Genomic DNA, 14,558 nt, shown 5'->3' with positions numbered 1-14,558 from the left:
AGCACCGGCGCTACTTGCGCGCCCTGCCCCAGATCCAGGCAGCATTGGTGACCTCGAAGAGAACCTGCCCATCGCAGCCGAGCGAGCCATGCAGAGTGACCAGGGCCCGGTCCTCGCGCTTGAACTGGATACCGGTGATTTCCAGTTGCCCGTGCAGTTCCATGCCGGGACGCACCGGAACATGGAACTGGATCTTCTCCATCACCCTTCCGGCCACTACCCACCAGTGCCGGTAGGCTCCCAACACGGCAAGGCGCTGGAAGATCGCCAACGAGCGGATGCCGCTGGCGATAATGCCGCCGAAGCGCCCCTGCTGCGCAAATTCCTCGTCGATGTGGAACCGCTGCGGATCCCACTGCACGCCGAATTCGTGCAGATCCTCCGCGGTCATCTTGTACGAGCTCAAATCGACTACATCCCCGACTGCCAGATTCTCGGCATAGACGGTCGGTTCGGTTGGATCGATCTGCTCTTTTGCTGCACTGTCATGCGCCCAGCGTAGGCCACGGCCGCGACGAACTGCGCCTCGTTACGGCTGCACCGTAGGATGGGTTCCTGGATTGATTCTAGGGAGGACGCATGCCAGAAGGAGATTCCGTCTACCGGGCCACCGCGCGGCTGCACCGCGCGCTGGCCGGAAAAACCATCGTTCGCTCGGACTTCCGGGTTCCGTCGCTGTCCACCGTGGACCTGGCCGGGTACATGGTGTCCGAAGTGGTCCCGCGCGGCAAGCACCTGCTGGTGCGCCTGCATCCGCCCACGGACCCAGACCCTGCCTTCAAGCATCCTCCCCTGACCCTGCATTCGCACCTGCTGATGGAGGGCCGCTGGGACCTCTACGGCTCCGGCGACCGTTTCAAGCGCCCCGCCCACACCGCCCGTGTGGTGCTGCAATTCACCGGGATCACCGCGGTCGGATTCGACATCGCCCAGGTCAAGCTCGTGCCCACCGCCGACGAGCAGGAACTTGTTGGCCATCTGGGCCCGGACCTGCTCGGCACGGATTGGGATGCGCAGCAGGCGGCCGCGAACTTCCGCGCCCAGCCGCAGCGCGGGATCGGCGAGGCGCTGCTGGACCAACGGCTGATGGCCGGGGTCGGCAACATCTACCGCAGCGAGGTCCTGTTCCTCACCCGGCTGCATCCGCTCACTCTGGTGGGGCAGGTGGTGGGCCTGGAGAAAGCCATCGAGATGTCCCGGCGCCTGCTGGAGGTCAACAAGGACCGGCCGCGCCGGGTCACCACCGGCCTGGCGCGCACCCGCGAACCCTATTGGGTGTATGGACGCGCCGGCAAGCCCTGCTTGCGCTGCGGCACCACCATCCAGGTCTTAAAGATCGCCGCCGAGGACTCGGGGCTGGAACGCGACTGCTACCTCTGCCCGTCCTGCCAGCCGGCACCGCGCAGCTGAGGCCGCGGATCAGCGTGCTCCCGGCAAAGATGGGAGAATATCCCATATGGCTATGGAATCCCCGCTTCCCGTTCGCAACGGCGTCAATGCAACTCGGCTTCGACTCCCGCGGACCGGTTCATGGGCAACTGTCGCCGATTATCTGCTCGAACGCTTTGGCCATGTCGACCCCGAGGGCATTCTGCGCCGCTTCGATGAGCAGCAGATCGTTGGCCTGGGCGGCACTCCGCTCACCCGCCAGACTCCCCTGGGCGAGCATGAATTCATTTGGTACTACCGCTCCTTGCCGGAAGAAACCCCGATCCCCTTCGAGGCCAGAATCCTGCACCAGGACGAGCACCTGCTGGTCGTGGACAAGCCGCACTTCCTCCCCACCACACCCGGTGGACGCTTCATCCAGGAATCCGCGCTGGTGCGCTTGCGCAACCAGACCGGCATCGACGACCTGGTGCCGATGCACCGGCTGGACCGCGCCACCGCCGGCGTCATTCTTTTCGCGGTGAATCCGCAGACCCGGGGTGCCTACCAGATGCTTTTCGAGCGCCGGGAGATTGCCAAGCGCTACAAGGCGGTCGTCGCCCTGCAACCCGGTGAAGGCCTGGAAACCGGACGGGTGCTGCAACCCAACGGCGGGCATTCGCAGGTCAAAACCGAAACAGAACTGCGTGGTCTGCTGCAGCGCATGCCGCTTGTCTTCGAGAACCGGATGTCCAAGGTCAAGGGCCAGCTGCGTTCAATTGTGGAAGAAGGCGAGCCGAACGCGCAGACACTGATCAACGTCGAGACCATTGGAACCAGCCATGGTTTCCATTCCGGGACCGAGGTTGCCTTGATGGATCTGGAACCGCATTCGGGCAAGACCCATCAGCTGCGGATCCACTTGGCTTCCCTGGGCCTGGGCATCATCAACGATGCGTTCTATCCACGGCTGTGGGATCTGGCTCCTGATGACTACCGGCGCCCGCTGCAGCTGCTGGCGCACACCATTTCCTTCACCGATCCGTTGACCGGCGCCGAACGCAGCTTCAGCAGTGAACAACGGCTGACGGAAGCCCCTTCAGCTCAATAACCCCTTCTCATGTGGGAGGAATTGGCCTAAGCTGGTGCCCAATATCCCGTGACCCATAAGGATGAAGGCAAGATGGCCGAACACGAGTCGACCCCGCAACTTGATTCCCTCGTGGCCTCGGCCCGTTCCGCCATGGCATCGGCCAGCGAACGGACCTCCTTCGAGTTGCCCTATGCACCGCCGGATCATCGTCCCAACCCTGTGGTGGAGCCCTTCGACAAGATCCGCGGATATCTGCTGGGCGCTTCGGGCCTGCTGCTGTTGCTGACCACGTTGGCGTTGTCTTCCGGTTTGCATGGACGAGCCCAATCCAGCTTGCTGGATACCAGCCTGGTGCACTCGGTGCTGTGGCCGGCAATTGCCATCGCGCTGGTCCTCAGCGCAGCGTTCTCGCTGCGCAGCGACCAGCTGTCGGCCCGGCGCCAGCGGATCATTTCCATCTACTCGATCCCGGCAATAGCGTTGATGGCGTGCGCCATCACCCTGGCGTCCGGCTTCATGCCCGTCGGCGCTGCCATCCTGGCGACCATCGCTTCGCTGCTCTCACTGTACGGCGTACTGCAGCTGAACAAGAATACTGCGCGCAACCGCTTGGAGCGTTGGGCCACCGACGCCCCGATCTGCTTCTTTGCAGGTGCGAGCATGGTTTACGCCCTGCAGCTGTGGTTTGCCGCGGCCGGCTGGCATGACGGCGAGCACGGAATCCAGGCCGCCCTGATAACGGCCGGAATCTCGGTGGCCGCCGGCGCTTTCGCCCATTCGGAGCGCGGCCGCCATGCGCTGTCCAGCGGCTACGGAATCTGCATGATTGCTGCCGCCATCCAGGGCTGGCTCAATGATTCAGCGCCGCTGTGGGTCTGCGCGGTCTGGATCTTCATGGCCCTGCTGGTGTTCCTGATGGCCGAGAACCGCCGGTTCCAAATCAGCCATGCCGAGCACCGTGCGCAGCGCGGCAAAACCGTCGAATTCTAGGTTCTGCCACGCCCGCCACAAATGCTTAACGCGGTGCCATGCGGATGGCGCCATCAAGGCGAATGGTTTCGCCGTTGAGCATCGGATTGGCCACGATATGCTCCACCAAGGCCGCGTATTCTTCCGGACGTCCCAGGCGCGATGGATGCGGCACCTGGGCACCGAGCGAGTCCTGGGCTGCCTGCGGCAATCCTGCCATCATCGGCGTGTGGAAAATGCCCGGGGCGATGGTCATGACGCGGATCTGGTGGCTTGCCAGCTCGCGAGCCAGGGGCAGGGTCATCGCGGCTACGGCTCCCTTGGATGCCGCGTAGGCGGGCTGTCCGATCTGCCCGTCAAACGCGGCCACCGACGCGGTGTTGATGATGACGCCGCGTTCGGTGGTTCCCTGTTCGTCGTTCAGCGCTTCGCTATGCGCCATGGCTTCTGCGGCCAGGCGGATCACGTTGAAGGTGCCGTTGACATTGATGTCCAGCACCTTGGCGAAGCGTTCCAGCGGCAGCACCCCGTCACGGCCCAGCACCTTTCCCGGGGTGGCAACACCGGCGCAATTGACCAGCACGCGCAGGGTGCCCAGTTCCTTGGCGCGTTCGATGCCGGCGGCCACCTGCTGCGCGTCGGTGACATCGGCAGGCACGAAGCGGACATTCGTCCCGATCTCAGCCGCGATTTCATCGCCGTCCTCGCGCGGCAGGTCGAGCACCACCACGTGCTTGGCCCGGCCGGCCAGCGTGTGCGCCGTGGCACGCCCCAATCCCGACAGGCCTCCGGTGACGAGTGCGACTGAATCCTGCAACTGCATGCTTGCTCCTTCGTAGACAGTGAACCTGTGATCTACATTACTGGCCAGTTGCGTCCAGGCGAAGAAGCTTGCCAGCAGGCATGGAAAAACCGCTGGATCCCTTGATGGGATCCAGCGGCTCTCGCACGCTTCTGATGCCTAGTGGCTCGGAACCTTTGCAGGTTCGGCTTCAGCGGCAACGGACTTGTTCTTCCCGCCGAGCAGGAAGCCGATGACCACGATGCCCACGCTGCAGGCGGCACCAACCAGGAAGCCAGGCTGGAAGCCTTCAACCGAAGCGGTTAGCGGGTCGACGCCGTCCGCGATCTTCGAGGCGGTGGCCGCGGCGACAACTCCAACGAGCAGCGCGGTGCCCATGGCGCCAGCCAACTGCTGCAAGGTGGACAGCAGGGCCGAACCATGCGAGTGCAGGCTGTGCGGCAACGGGTTCAGCGCAGTCGTGAACGCCGGGGTGAAGATGAAGGCCAGGCCCAAGCTCATCACCAGGTGCATGACAACCAGCAGCCAAATCGGGGTATCCGCGTTCAGGATCATGGCGTAGCCAAGCAGCGATACCAGCAGCACCAGGGCGCCGGGAACGATCAGCGGACGGGCGCCGACCTTGTCGTAGAGCTTGCCGACCATCGGTGCGAGGATGCCCATCAGCAGGCCGCCCGGAAGCATGATCAGGCCGGTGGTCAGGGTCTCAATGCCCAGCACGCTGGTGAAGAACATCGGCAGCAGGATAATCACGCCGAACAGCGAGATCATCGAGAACATCATCAGCACCAGCGAAAGGGTGAAATCCTTGTAATTCAGCGGACGCAAATCCAGCAGCGCCTTGTCCTCCTTCTGCAGGTTCAGCTGCAGGAAGACGAAGGCGACCAGGCACAGGACCGCGCCGACCAGGATGCCCAGGTTCAGCGGGGTGATTCCTGCCGAGAGGCCGCTCAGTCCGTAGACCAGGCCGCCGAATCCAGGGATCGCCAGGATCAAGGAAGGAATGGACAGCGGAGCCGAGGCGCCGTCGACGTCCTTGGACAGCCGCGGGGTACCGATCAGCAGGGCTGCTACCGCAATCGGGATGATCACGATGAACATGAAGCGCCACGAGAGGAACTGCAGGATCAGGCCGGAGAGCGTCGGGCCGATGGCCGGAGCTACGGAAATCACGATGGAGACGTTGCCCATCAGCACGCCGCGGCGCTCGGCCGGGACCAGATGCAAAATGGTGGTCATCAGCAGCGGCATCATGATGGCGGTGCCGCTGGCCTGGATGACACGGGCCAGCAGCAGGACACCCAGACCCGGCGCGAGTGCAGCCAGCAGGGTGCCGAGGGTGAATAGGCCCATCGCCAAGACGAAGACATTGCGTATGCTCAGCCGCTGCAGCAAGAAGCCGGTCATCGGAATGACCACGGCCATGGTCAGCATGAAGATGGTTGACAGCCACTGGATTGCGTCAGCGGTGACATTGAATTCAACCATCAGCACAGGCAGGGCCACGTTCATGATGGTTTCGTTCAGGATGACCACGAAGCTGGAAACAATCAGCACCGCAATCGTGGTGAAATTCTGTTTGCTCAGTCGTTCTGGAGCGTTCGTCACGGCAGGAATCTGCTTCCACGAGGATTCGGAAAAAGGAAATGCCATTTGATGCCTGCAGCTGTTCGCCGGACTAGAAATTCAAATAGCTCTACCGATTTTATCGCTAGGGAATGCGGCGCACTAGGGTTGCGGGAAATCCGCATCAGTGAGTTCGGCAACACAGATCCAGCTTCATGGAATGTCGGGGGTTTGTGTACCAAGATAGAACCATGAACGTGCGCACACCTGACCCATACCCTGGATGGCTCTCCGAGGAAGACCTCTACGAGGCACGCCAGCGCCTGCCGATGCTCTACGTCGAGGCGATTCCCGTGCGCCTGGATCCGCTGGGCTACGTCAACGAGGTGGGCCTGCTGCTGACCGGCGATGACGATGGCCGCATGCTGCGCACCTTCGTTTCGGGCCGGGTGATGTACCGCGAGACCATTCGCGCAGCGTTGATCCGCCACATCGAAAAGGATCTGGGCACCATGGTGCTGCCGCAGCTTCCGGCCTCACCGGTGCCATTCACCGTTGCCGAGTACTTCCCGGCGCCGAGCGAAACCGGCCTGACCGATGATCGCCAGCACGCAGTGTCCATGTGCTACATCGTGCCGGTCCGCGGCGAGACCAGCCCGCGCTCCGACGCCTTGGAACTGACCTGGCTTTCGCCACCCGAAGCGCTCAGCTCGGATATCCAGGGCGAGTTCGCAGGCGGCCGTGAAAATATTCTCCGTCAGGCATTAGCCCACGTCGGAGTGAATATCTAGTTCTGCTTTCCGCCCTTGGGGACGATTCCCTGACGACGCTTGACGATCGATCCGACCCAGCTTCCCAAGAGCACGCCGAGCATGCCCACGATGCAGCCGATCAGTGTTTCGACCACGCGGTCGTACATCACCGAGCCGCTCAGGCCTGTGGCCAGCGAGACGCCTACCAGTGCCATCGGGGTAATGAAGACCTGCGCCAAGAAGTAGTTGCGCATGACCAGCAGCTCGGCCATGAACTGGCAGAAGCCGATGAAGGCAAGCAGGATCCACACCTGCGGATTCAGGAAGATCAAGATCGCCATCAGGATCACCCCCACCAAGGTGCCGAGCATACGGTGCATGCCGCGCCGGATGCGCAGGCTAGTGGTGTGCCCAACCATGGGAACCACCGCGGCCACCATCGCCCAGTAGTTGTGCCCGGCTTCCAGGTTGTTGCCCAAGGTATTGGCCAGGGCACCGGCGACGCCGGCCGTCAGGATATAGAACAGCCCTTCCCACCAGATGGCTTTGCGGACGTTATCCGAAAGCGGCGGCAACGGGGTGCGCTTCCACAGGCTGGTCCACTGCCCGAGCGCCCCGGCAGCGCCGATGGCTATCGACAGCAAGATCGTCAAGCCCGCCACGAGCAGGGCCTCGCCAAAGGGCACGGGCCCAGGAATCGAGGCAATCGCCGCAAAGGCGAAGATGTGGAACAGCGAACCGCCAGGCCGCAACCGCATGAAACCGACCAGCACCGAACAGGCACCGGCAACGAGGGTCGTCGCGCCAACGACTTGCCACTGCTTGATCCCGGGGTCCGAATGGTCGATCCACCAGTGGGAAGCGGCCAGCGCCAAGGCAATCACCGCGAAGAACAAGGCACCGGAACGGACCTGCATCCGTAAGCGGTTCCAGTAGCCATCCACGCGCCCATACACGCCGGTGAAGGCACCGAAAACGGCAAAGACCACCAGGTCCAGCCGGTCAATCGCGAAAAGGGCAAGCAGTGGCGCAAAAACACCTATGCCAGTGCGCAAGCCGATCCAGTGGTCTTTGCGGGCAGGCCCCAGCGTCACCAGCGCCTTGGCGGACTCCTTCAGATTCTGCAGGGCCACATCTTCCTTCCGTCGCGTTGGACACAACACGTATGCCCCATTATTCGCGCTTTGCCTTGTGACACGTTAGGTTTTGGCGCACATTGACCCTGTCGTTTTCCTCACCGCGCGATTAATACGGCAAACTTGTTACGTGCCCGAAAAGAACTTTGACCCCAGTGCCCCGCATGCCCGCCAGAACGAATTCGGCTTTGAAGTCGGAACCCGGCTGACCGCTGAAGACGGTTCCCCGATGCTCGGGCGTACCGGCGTGATCCGTACCCCGCACGGCGAAATCAAGACGCCAGCGTTCATTGCCGTAGGCACCAAAGCCACCGTCAAGGCGGTCACCCCCGTTCAGGTCGAGGAGCTTGGCGCGCAGGCAGTGCTGTCCAATGCCTACCACCTGTACCTGCAGCCGGGGGCGGACATCCTCGATGAGGCCGGCGGCCTGGGCAAGTTCATGGGCTGGGAAGGTCCAACCTTCACCGATTCGGGCGGATTCCAGGTCATGAGCCTGGGTTCGGGCTTCAAGAAGGTCATCGACATGAAGTCCGTCGACCAGTCGGGTCCGGATGATGCTGTGGCTCCGGGCAAGGAACGCCTGGCCAATGTGGATGAGGACGGCGTCTGGTTCAAGTCCCACCTCGACGGCACCAAGCACCGATTCTCCCCTGAGATCTCCATGGGCGTGCAGCACCAGATCGGCGCGGACATCATGTTCGCCTTCGACGAGTTGACCACCCTGCAGAATTCCCGCGGCTACCAGGTCGAGTCCCTGGAGCGTACCCGGCGCTGGGCCGAGCGCTGCATTGCCGAGCACTTCGCCCTGACAGATTCCCGGGCGGGCAAGGATTACCAGGCGCTGTTCGGAGTCATCCAGGGCGCCCAGTACGAAGACCTGCGCCGCAAGGCCTGCCAGGATCTGGGAGCCATGGCCTTCGACGGCTTCGGCATCGGCGGCGCCTTGGAAAAGGAGAACCTGGGAACCATCGTCGGCTGGTGCGCCGAAGAACTGCCCGAGAACAAGCCACGCCATCTGCTGGGCATTTCCGAGCCGGATGACATCTTCACCGCCATTGAGAACGGCGCTGACACCTTTGACTGCGTCTCGCCCACCCGCGTGGCCCGCAACTCGGCGTTCTATACCCCCTGGGGCCGCTTCAACCTTTCAGGTGCACGCTACAAGCGCGACTTCACCCCACTGGTGGAAGGCTGCGAGTGCTATGCCTGCAGAAACTTCACCCGTGCCTACATCCACCACTTGTACAAGTCCAAGGAACTGCTCAGCCACACGTTGATTTCCATCCACAATGAGCAGTTCACTGTTTCGCTGGTCGAGTCCGCGCGCCAGGCCATCGAAGACGGAACCTTCTTCGAACTGAAGGACAAGGTGCTCTCCAGCTACTACGCTGGCAAGCCCGATCCGCAGGGCCAGCCAGTTACCCAGTAGACGAGGATTCCTAGAAAAGCCAAGGCATCGGTTCTGAACGCGCCAGCCAGCGTGTGGAGAACCGATGCCTCGGTCTTTTCTAGGCTGGAATGCCCTGCCCTGCCCGGATCATCGGCAAATGCATGATCCCGTCGTCATCACAGTCTTCCCCAGAACGCTGGAACCCGAACTTGCCATACCAGCCCTCCAGCTGGGTCTGGGCGCTAAGCTGGATCTGAGCATCCGGGGCGCACAGGTCCCCGGCACGTTGCGTGATTTCCCCCGGCAAGGCCGCGGCCGCGGGCCTCCGCTGCCGTCGCAACGCGCCCAATGCGCGGAGCGCAGCTGTCGATATCCATGATTCGAACCGTGCTCAGCACTTTTCCGTCCTCGGCAACAACCAGGTGCACCGTGCCGGCATCCAGATCGCGGCCGTCAATGTCCGGATAGCACGAGCGCTGCTCGGCGATGAAGACGTCGGCCCGCAATTTCAAGATTGAGTAGAGCAAATCCATGGACAGCTCATCGGGCTTATAGATGGAAATCATGTCGTTCATCGCACAAGACCATCTACGCCGCTCCTCCCAGTTTCCTGCCGGCAACGTGAATCAACGAATTTGCGCCGAAGAGCATCGCGGCAACCCACAGCAATGGGGGAATGGGAGTAGCCGGGCTGAGCACCAGGCAGAAGATTGGCGAGAATGTGGCGGCCGCCCGAATAAACGTAGCGGTTTCCATGAAGAGCTGTGTGGCCATGGCCGCGTCATTGGTCGCTCCCCCGAGTACTGCGGACCAATCGCGTTCTGCTCTCCTTGCATGCGCAATGCTGGCAGCAGCGCATCCCAACGCGGCAACCACGATTGCTGCGATCCAGAGCCAAATACGCTCCAGCTGGATCATGCCAACCAGTCCCAGCCCTCCGGTCAACAGCAGCAGGCTGATGGCCGAGAAGAGCATCGCGTACAGCGTTGCTTCCCGCACCAGAGCTGCTTCCGATATCCCAAGTGGCTGGGTCAACTGTTTCTCCGAGACCAACGGGGCAATGGTCGCGGAAATGCTGAAGGCCAGAATCAGGCAGAGCACCAGATAGAAAGCCGCTGCACTCAGCGGATTGGCAATCCGCTGGACCGTGGCGGCCAGCGAAAAAGCCAGGAGCAGGAACCCGGCCACCGGATGCCAGCCGCCTGACCGCAGCAAGCGCAGGCAGAGGATGCGCCAGGCCACGGGCAATGCGGCGGTGAGCTTGCTGCCCAGGGTCATCCTGCGGCTGATGGCGGACTGCGCCGGAGCTGCGATGCCCCGCGAGTCGCCCTGCATCAACGTCCCCATGGCCAGTTGCTGGTGCTCTCCTGCCAAGCGCAAGGCCGGGCCCGGAATCCGTTCGACATGGCGATACGCCCAATACGTACTCACCGTGCCCAATGCCAGGACGACAAGCAAGGCGAACAGCCACGCCGCCGGATCCAATGTGGCGGCAGCCACTGCGCCAACCAGATCCTGCGCCCAAGGAATCTGGTACAGCAAGAGCAACCACAACACCGACACTGCGGTGAGCAGTCCGAGGCCCACCCCATCGCAGATCCGTCGTGCAGCAGCTTGGCGGTTCATTGCTTGGATCGCCGTGGCCGCGTTGGCAAGCCCTGCCCCGGCCGCCGCAAAGCAGGCGAGCCCCAGGACAGCGACTGGAAGCGGGAGCGATCCGGCCAGCCCCAGCATCACGATCAGCCACAGCGCGCCTGCGAAGCTGCTTGCGAAGAGCCCAGTGAGCATCGCATTTCGCCACGCCGGTCGGCGGATTGCCCGGAGCGTGACCGGCAGCGGCAGCCACCAGTCGGCCTTGGCCGCGCTAAGCCCGCACGGTCCCAGATAAATCATGAGCCTGAAGATTGCCAAAGCTGACAGCATCAAAAGCACGAAGGACAGATCCTGCATCCGCCACACGGCGCTGGGCAGCTCTTGGTGGGCTACGCCTTCGCCCAGGAGCACGAACAGCATGCCGAAGAGCGCACTGAAGAGGTAGGCCAACGCAATCAACGCGGCCAGCACCCAGACATAGGCATCGGAAAAGCTGTCGAATTTCTCGGCGAAGTTCCTGCGCTTCCTGGCTCGATGAAGCAGTTCGCGCGGATCGAAGGCAACGCTTTGGCTGGTGGCTGGACTAGCGTTCAAGCCACTGCGCCCCTCGGTGCGGATCAAGCAACTCGCCCTCGTCGGCGTCCAGCAGCAGTACCCGGTCCATGCAGCTTCGCAGCATGAGCGGATCGTGGGTCACCGCCAGCAACGCTGTTCCGCCGCCGCGCAACCCGGCGAGCCGATGGTAGAGCTTGTGCCTGATGCGCAGATCCAGGCGCTGTTCCGGTTCGTCGAGAATCAGCAATTCTGCCGGGCGGATCAGGACCGCGGCCAGCAGCAGCTTGCGACGCTGGCCGGAAGACAGCTCGCCGGGCAGATGACCGGCAACGGCAGTGATTTCAAAGAAGTCGAGTTCCGCTTGGACAGCCTGGCCCCAGTCCTGAAGTCCGTGCCCGCGAGCGACCATTTCCAGATGCTCGCGCACCGTAAGTTCGTCGAAGAATGCGCCATCGGTGACCTGGACGGCGACGGTACGGCGAAAATGCGCCGCGCTTTCATCCACGGGAAGGCCTTGGAACGAGACGCTGCCTTCAAACGGAATGAGATGCCCCAGGATTGTGCGGATCAGTGTCGATTTCCCGCTGCCATTGGCACCGATAATTCCCACGCCAGCGCCCGGAGACAGCCTCAGGTTGATTGGCCCGCAGATTACCCGGCCGGGATAGCCGATAGCCAGGCCCCTGGTTTCCAGCTCGAACGTGTCGTCTTGACCTGTCTGCATATCCTCGACTCTAATGTCCGGATACAGCTGAGCGCATCGCCCTCACGGATGATGCCTACAGGATGATCAGCTTTCGACAGCCGTTTGGCTGTAGCCTGGCTCGCGCTTCTTGAACCATTTGATGACCATTGAGGTCACCGGAACGAACAGGATTTCCACTGCAGTCTTGTAGATGAAGCCCACCACCACATAATTGATGAAGCTCGGTACATCGGCGATGCCAATCACCGGCGCGGCAATGGCGCAGAAGATCAGCGTATCCAGGAATTCTCCAACACCGCTGGAACCGATAAGCCGGAGAATCAGTCCACGCTCGCCGGAACGTTCCTTGAGTTTGACCAGCACCCATGAATTGGCGAACTGGCCCACCAGGAAGCCGCAGGCTGAGGCGACGACGATCTGCCAGATCGGGCCCAGCGTGCGTTCAAGAGCTTCCTGCCCGTCGTAGAACTCGGCTGCCGGCAGCTGGATCATGATCCAGAAGCAGAACACCGCGAAGAATGCCAAGATGAACGTCACGAGGATCGAACGGCGGGCTGCCTTCAATCCATACACTTCCGAAATGACGTCGCCCAGGATATAGGCCAGAGGGAAGAGGAAGAAGCCGCCATCGGTGATGAGCGGTCCGAAGCTGACGCCTTTGGAGGCGCCGATGTTCGAAAGAATCACGACGGCACCCATCAACGTGAGCACCGTGGAGAAGTAAGGGGAACCCGAAGAAGCGAATACCGCGTTCTTGGTTCGAATCAAATTGTTGCCGGCGGTGGAATCGCCCATGAAATTTTCCTTGTCAAAGTGGTTCGCCAGAACACCGCTCACATGGCACAGCCCAACCCATGAATCAACAGGGTGGAGTTGCATGCCTACGCGCTGTCCCGCTGTATTAGCACTTACGCAACAAGTATCCCACGCATAGCTGGGGCCAAGTTCTCACCTGTTGCCGGCCAACCATGTTTCGAGAATAAGGATTTTCTGAAATTCATATCTCACTAGCCATTCTTCGGACTATGAATTCGAGGAAACAAATGGAGCAGTGACCGCTCTCCCGTACTTGAGCGTTAAATTTTTCCTTTTTTGAACGCGTTCAAATAATTGCTAGAATCGAATCCACCCGCTTTCCATTCAAAGGCCCCATGACAACGCAACCCCGCACCGAAAAAGGTCAGCAGACCCAAGCCAAGCTCTTGGCTACTGCTTTGGAGTGCTTTGCCAAGGATGGGTATAAGGCCTCGAGCATGCGTGTCATCGCCGCGAAGGCAGGGGTCTCCCTGTCGCATGCTTACTACTACTTCAAGTCCAAAGAGGACATCGTTGCCCAACTGCTGCTCAACCTGCGCAGGGAGCAATATGAGCAATGTTCGGGAATGCTCAATGAAGGCAACACGCTCGAAGCCAATATCCGCGCCGTGCTCGATTCGGGCGTCGAAGCGTTGGCCCGGTATCACGATTTCGGGCCGGCATTCCTGCGCTTGATGCTCTCGCGCGACATGGGCAACGACGAGATCTGGCGCATCGAGTTGGAGCTCTGGGAGGAGGTCGTTGCCGGATCCCGCCCATTGCCGCCAATGGGCATCCGACGGGATCTGCCGAAGTTCCTGCTGCTCGTCTCCCGCCAGATCTTCTCCGCATGGGCCTTCGACCAGTCGCCGCAGCAGCGCCGCTCCAGGCTGCTGATGAAGAATATGGCACCGGTTGCCGCCAAGTTTGCCGTGCTCTGCCGTTTGCCCGTGGTGCGCTCGCTCTTTGAAGATGTCCTCGCACTGATGGATCCCGGACCAGCAGAACTCGCCGATGCAGCCGAGTCGAAACCTGCCCAGCTAAGAAGACCCAAGGCCTCCTGAAATGCTGCGCATCGCGCTAGCTGGCAAACACCCAGACACAGAGTTCCGTATCACCGCGGGTTAAGGCGTAAAGTCAAAGATGCCGATAGGTGATCCCTAGCGAACCAAAGGAGAGCGCAGCACTATGAGCGCAACGGCACGAGCACTGCCAAGCTGGACCCACGACTACGCCACGCTGCGTGATCGCATTGCTTCTTTCCCGAACCAGCATGAGATTCGCTCGGTCAACCAGGACGGCGAGGACGTGGAAATCCTCCGCTACTGGCCTGATGCTTCCTGGACAGTGCCAAAGGATGCGCAGCGCTTGATCCTCTTGGGCCCGCCCAACGACAGCACCGCTGCAGAACTCGCCAAGGCAGGCTGGCAGCAAAGCACGACCATGCACCTGCTGGCCGGCAAGCCTGACGATGTCGAGCAGGTAGTCAAGCTCGCCGACACATCCGGGCTTTTCGAAGCTCCCATGGACAACTACGACGTTGTCGAGGTGACCGACTTCGACCGCCCGGTAGCCCGAGGACGCATGCGCTACGGTGAGAACTACGGCTTGCTCACCGACCCGGACCTTTTCTCTCCTGCAGATCCCGATACGGCCCGCCGTGCAGTGCTGGCAAACTTCGCTGGCGCCGCGTTCGGCCATGGACTGCCTTGGCTGCTGCTGGTGGCCACCGCAGAACATGCCCAGCAGCTTCCAGAAGGCTGGTCCAAGGCAACAACGCTCAGCTTCTGGCAGCACGACTAAACCCATTCCCTACCCGCACTACCTGCAATT

At 61.7% G+C, this 14,558-nt stretch carries 16 protein-coding genes; 7 read left to right on the top strand and 9 right to left on the bottom strand.

The window, feature by feature from the left end:
* Positions 1 to 10: 10 nt before the first annotated feature.
* Positions 11 to 430 (bottom strand): MaoC/PaaZ C-terminal domain-containing protein, encoded by a 420-nt coding sequence (locus BKX98_RS12015; protein WP_255372332.1) that lies wholly within the window; start codon positions 428 to 430, stop codon positions 11 to 13.
* Between the two features lie 149 nt (positions 431 to 579).
* On the opposite strand from BKX98_RS12015, the gene BKX98_RS12010 reads away from it, so the two are divergent.
* From BKX98_RS12010 to BKX98_RS12000, 3 genes are read left to right on the top strand one after another with little or no spacing between them, the layout of a single operon-like run.
* Complete coding sequence (locus BKX98_RS12010; RefSeq protein WP_073707403.1) at positions 580 to 1,410, top strand: DNA-formamidopyrimidine glycosylase family protein; 831 nt, start codon at positions 580 to 582, stop codon at positions 1,408 to 1,410.
* Positions 1,411 to 1,462: 52 nt separating this feature from the next.
* On the top strand, positions 1,463 to 2,479 hold the full coding sequence (locus BKX98_RS12005) for a pseudouridine synthase (protein WP_073707402.1): 1,017 nt from the start codon (positions 1,463 to 1,465) through the stop codon (positions 2,477 to 2,479).
* Positions 2,480 to 2,527: 48 nt separating this feature from the next.
* Positions 2,528 to 3,451, top strand: coding sequence for a hypothetical protein (locus BKX98_RS12000; RefSeq protein WP_073707401.1), 924 nt, complete (start codon positions 2,528 to 2,530; stop codon positions 3,449 to 3,451).
* Positions 3,452 to 3,476: 25 nt separating this feature from the next.
* Here the strand turns inward: BKX98_RS12000 and BKX98_RS11995 are convergent, their stop codons facing one another.
* Both BKX98_RS11995 and BKX98_RS11990 read right to left on the bottom strand, forming a co-directional pair.
* On the bottom strand, positions 3,477 to 4,253 hold the full coding sequence (locus BKX98_RS11995) for an SDR family NAD(P)-dependent oxidoreductase (protein WP_073707400.1): 777 nt from the start codon (positions 4,251 to 4,253) through the stop codon (positions 3,477 to 3,479).
* Positions 4,254 to 4,391: 138 nt separating this feature from the next.
* Positions 4,392 to 5,840 (bottom strand): MDR family MFS transporter, encoded by a 1,449-nt coding sequence (locus tag BKX98_RS11990; RefSeq protein ID WP_083586869.1) that lies wholly within the window; start codon positions 5,838 to 5,840, stop codon positions 4,392 to 4,394.
* Positions 5,841 to 6,049: 209 nt separating this feature from the next.
* Here BKX98_RS11990 and BKX98_RS11985 point away from each other — a divergent pair, with 209 nt between their 5' ends.
* A complete protein-coding gene (locus tag BKX98_RS11985) occupies positions 6,050 to 6,589 on the top strand; it encodes an NUDIX hydrolase family protein (protein ID WP_073707398.1) in 540 nt (179 codons plus the stop codon).
* On the opposite strand, the gene BKX98_RS11980 is transcribed toward BKX98_RS11985, so the two are convergent.
* Positions 6,586 to 7,683 (bottom strand): FUSC family protein, encoded by a 1,098-nt coding sequence (locus BKX98_RS11980; RefSeq protein WP_083586837.1) that lies wholly within the window; start codon positions 7,681 to 7,683, stop codon positions 6,586 to 6,588. The genes BKX98_RS11985 and BKX98_RS11980 overlap by 4 nt on opposite strands.
* 133 nt (positions 7,684 to 7,816) lie before the next feature.
* Here BKX98_RS11980 and tgt point away from each other — a divergent pair, with 133 nt between their 5' ends.
* On the top strand, positions 7,817 to 9,115 hold the full coding sequence (gene tgt, locus BKX98_RS11975; protein WP_038992496.1) for a tRNA guanosine(34) transglycosylase Tgt: 1,299 nt from the start codon (positions 7,817 to 7,819) through the stop codon (positions 9,113 to 9,115).
* Positions 9,116 to 9,194: 79 nt separating this feature from the next.
* On the opposite strand, the gene BKX98_RS17280 is transcribed toward tgt, so the two are convergent.
* The 5 genes from BKX98_RS17280 to BKX98_RS11955 form a co-directional block, all read right to left on the bottom strand.
* A complete protein-coding gene (locus BKX98_RS17280) occupies positions 9,195 to 9,383 on the bottom strand; it encodes a GNAT family N-acetyltransferase (protein WP_233125372.1) in 189 nt (62 codons plus the stop codon).
* Positions 9,319 to 9,651, bottom strand: coding sequence for a GNAT family N-acetyltransferase (locus tag BKX98_RS11970; protein WP_233125371.1), 333 nt, complete (start codon positions 9,649 to 9,651; stop codon positions 9,319 to 9,321). Before BKX98_RS11970 ends, BKX98_RS17280 begins: the two co-directional genes overlap by 65 nt.
* 13 nt (positions 9,652 to 9,664) lie before the next feature.
* A complete protein-coding gene (locus BKX98_RS11965; RefSeq protein WP_073707397.1) occupies positions 9,665 to 11,263 on the bottom strand; it encodes a DUF6297 family protein in 1,599 nt (532 codons plus the stop codon).
* Positions 11,253 to 11,948, bottom strand: a complete 696-nt coding sequence (locus BKX98_RS11960) for an ABC transporter ATP-binding protein (protein ID WP_073707396.1) — start codon at positions 11,946 to 11,948, stop codon at positions 11,253 to 11,255. Before BKX98_RS11960 ends, BKX98_RS11965 begins: the two co-directional genes overlap by 11 nt.
* A gap of 66 nt (positions 11,949 to 12,014) precedes the next feature.
* On the bottom strand, positions 12,015 to 12,725 hold the full coding sequence (locus BKX98_RS11955; protein ID WP_066143848.1) for a queuosine precursor transporter: 711 nt from the start codon (positions 12,723 to 12,725) through the stop codon (positions 12,015 to 12,017).
* A gap of 356 nt (positions 12,726 to 13,081) precedes the next feature.
* Between BKX98_RS11955 and BKX98_RS11950 the strand changes: the two genes are divergently transcribed.
* The gene (locus tag BKX98_RS11950; RefSeq protein ID WP_073707395.1) at positions 13,082 to 13,789 is read left to right on the top strand and encodes a TetR/AcrR family transcriptional regulator; all 708 of its coding nucleotides are present in this window, start codon (positions 13,082 to 13,084) and stop codon (positions 13,787 to 13,789) included.
* Positions 13,790 to 13,913: 124 nt separating this feature from the next.
* Positions 13,914 to 14,528 (top strand): hypothetical protein, encoded by a 615-nt coding sequence (locus BKX98_RS11945; RefSeq protein ID WP_038992501.1) that lies wholly within the window; start codon positions 13,914 to 13,916, stop codon positions 14,526 to 14,528.
* The last annotated feature ends 30 nt before the right edge of the window (positions 14,529 to 14,558 follow it).

The sequence above is a fragment of the Glutamicibacter sp. 0426 genome, assembly GCF_001906485.1.
In the GTDB taxonomy this organism is placed as follows: Bacteria; Actinomycetota; Actinomycetes; order Actinomycetales; family Micrococcaceae; genus Glutamicibacter; species Glutamicibacter nicotianae.
Note: the sequence above shows the minus strand (reverse complement) of the source record. Positions and strands in the feature narration are given on the sequence as shown.